Origin of the sequence: Leptospira weilii (assembly GCF_006874765.1) — a bacterium.
In the GTDB taxonomy this organism is placed as follows: domain Bacteria; phylum Spirochaetota; class Leptospiria; order Leptospirales; family Leptospiraceae; genus Leptospira; species Leptospira weilii.
Genome location: NZ_CP040840.1, coordinates 955,001 through 957,500 on the forward strand (window position 1 = coordinate 955,001; position 2,500 = coordinate 957,500).

Here is a 2,500-nt window from a genome sequence, read left to right on the forward strand (position 1 = left end):
GAAAAAGTGGCGGGCGGTTGGACCGATTTCGACGCTTGCGTGGCTACTCCCGACATGATGAAAGACGTAGGGAAGCTGGGTCCGATTCTGGGTAGAAAAGGTCTGATGCCGAAACCGAAAGCGGGAACCGTAACCACGGATGTTGCAAAGGCCGTAAACGAACTCAAATCCGGAAGAGTGGAATACCGCCCCGACAAAGGCGGAGTGGTTCACCTCGGAATCGGAAAGGTTTCTTTCGACAACGCAAAACTCGTGGAAAACATCCGCACCGTAGTTCAAACTCTGATGCGAGATAAACCTTCCGACGCGAAGGGCGAATACTTAAAAACTTTCTCCGTTTCTCCTACGATGGGAGTCGGTGTGAAAGTAGACGTGAAAGAACTGGTCAACACTTCCATCTGACCCGGACAAGATTTGGAGTATTAGAAAATGGCGAATCAGGAAAAAGTAGAAGCAGTCGCAAACCTCAAAGGCAAACTGGAAGAGAAGAATAACTTCATTCTCGCTTGCTACTCGGGCTTGACCGTGGAAGAAATCACCGGTCTGCGCACTCAACTCAGAAAAGAAGGTTCCGAGATGAAAGTTCTCAAGAACAATCTTTTCTTAAGAGCCTTGAAGGAGTCCGGAGCTCACAAAGATAAAAATATTACTTTCGGGCCCGAATACCAAGGACCGCTTGCCGCAATCTTTGCAAAGGATAACCTTCCAACTGTTGCAAAAGTCTGCAAAGATTTTGCGAAAAATAACAAAAACCTGATCTTAAGAGCGGGATACATGGACGGTTCCGTTCTCGACGCAAACGGAGTGGAAGCGATCGCGGGCCTTCCAAGCCGCGAACAACTTTTGGCTCAAATTGCCGGCGGAATCAACGCGCCCGCGAGAACGATCGCATCCGGTATCAATCAGATCATCGCTTCTCTCGCAAGAGCGATCCAAGCGACCGCGGAAAAGAACAACGCATAATGGTTTTTTAAAATAGCAAACGACTAACTAAACGGAATCAAAGGAGCATATCATGTCTACGGAAGCGCTATTAGAGCAAATCGGAAAACTAACCTTAGTTGAGGCTGCAGACCTCGTGAAAAAAATGGAAGATAAATTCGGCATTTCTGCTGCAGCTCCAGTTGCGGTAGCTGCTGCGGCTGCGCCTGCTGCCGGTGGAGCTGCTGCCGAAGAAGCTTCCACTTTCAACGTTATCCTGAAAGGATTTGGCGATAAGAAAATCGAAGTGATCAAACTCGTAAGAGAAATCACCGGACTCGGATTGAAAGAGGCGAAAGATCTCGTAGAAGCCGGTGGAAAGTCTGTTAAAGAAGGCGTTTCCAAAGCGGAAGCTGATGACCTCAAAAAGAAACTTGAGGGCGTTGGCGCACAGATCGAACTCAAAGCGAGCTAATCGTTTCGTTAAGAACTCTGTTAGCGCTAGCTTTCAAAAATCCTTTCACTCACGGCAAGGAGGTCTGGTTTTCAGGTCCTCCTTGTTCTATTGTATTTACAGCCTTTCGAAAATTTGGTATCATTTCCAAAGGCTAAAACAACTCGGAATCTTTCGATTTTAGGTTCGTTAGAGTTTTTAAATACGGATCATTGTTTTTCATTTATCGATAGGAGCACAAAGAATGTACGGTCAAGTAGAGAGAAAACGGGTAAATTTCGGAAAAATCACGAATCTGGATTACCTTCCTAACTTGATTCAAATTCAAAAGCGTTCTTTTGACTGGTTTCTCCAAGCAGACGTCAAGGACGAAACCAAAAGAAAGCATCAAGGATTAGAGGCCGTATTCCGGGAAACTTTCCCCATTGAAAGTCCCAACAACGACATGCTTATGGAATACAGTCATTACATTTTGGGAGAACCGAAACGTTCTCCTCAGGAATGTAAGGACACGGACGCGACTTTCGCGATGCCGTTAAAAGCGGTGATCCGCCTCATCATCAAGGAAACCGGAGAAATCCGAGAACAAACGGTTTACATGGGAGATCTTCCCGTGATGACCGAACAGGGAACTTTTATCATCAACGGAGCGGAACGCGTGGTCGTTTCCCAGCTTCACCGTTCTCCGGGTATTTTCTTTTCTTACGATATGGAAAGAGACGTTTTCTCCGCCAGGGTGATTCCTTACAGAGGATCTTGGTTGGAATTCGAGATGGATAACAAGGGAATTCTGATCGCGAAGATCGATAGAAAGAAAAAATTCCCGGCCACTCTTCTTGTTAAATCTTTAGGATACGGAACCAACGAAGAAGTTCTTCGTTTGTTCTACGGTTCTAAAAAAGAAAAAATTGCGGGTGCGACTTCCAAGGATCTCAAAAAAATTCTAGGAAGAAGAACCATCAACGACATCATCAACATGGAAACCGGAGAGGTGATGCTCGAAGCCGGTTCCAAGGTCAACGAAGACAATATCTCCATCTTAAAAGAGATGAAGGTGAAAGAAGTCGAGTTGATCGAATTCCCGAAAGGAAAAGACAACCCGATTCTGATCAACGCTTTGGAAAA

4 protein-coding genes (2 of these 4 cut by a window edge) are annotated in these 2,500 nt (G+C 45.7%); all 4 read left to right on the top strand.

The features are described from left to right. Window positions 1-402: the 3' portion of a 50S ribosomal protein L1 gene (gene rplA, locus FHG67_RS04650; protein ID WP_002625976.1), read on the top strand. Its footprint begins 291 nt before the window's first position; the window shows 402 of its 693 coding nt (coding positions 292-693); its start codon lies off the left edge, out of view; its stop codon occupies window positions 400-402. 27 nt (window positions 403-429) lie between these two features. Further along, window positions 430-963, top strand: a complete 534-nt coding sequence (rplJ, locus tag FHG67_RS04655; RefSeq protein ID WP_004496285.1) for a 50S ribosomal protein L10 — start codon at window positions 430-432, stop codon at window positions 961-963. A 52-nt stretch (window positions 964-1,015) separates the two neighbouring features. Then, on the top strand, window positions 1,016-1,396 hold the full coding sequence (gene rplL, locus FHG67_RS04660) for a 50S ribosomal protein L7/L12 (RefSeq protein ID WP_002625988.1): 381 nt from the start codon (window positions 1,016-1,018) through the stop codon (window positions 1,394-1,396). A 223-nt stretch (window positions 1,397-1,619) separates the two neighbouring features. Next, window positions 1,620-2,500, top strand: the beginning of a protein-coding gene (gene rpoB, locus FHG67_RS04665) for a DNA-directed RNA polymerase subunit beta (RefSeq protein WP_004499850.1). It continues 2,800 nt past the right edge of the window; 881 of the gene's 3,681 nt are visible here — the first part of the coding sequence; its start codon is at window positions 1,620-1,622; the stop codon falls past the right edge of the window.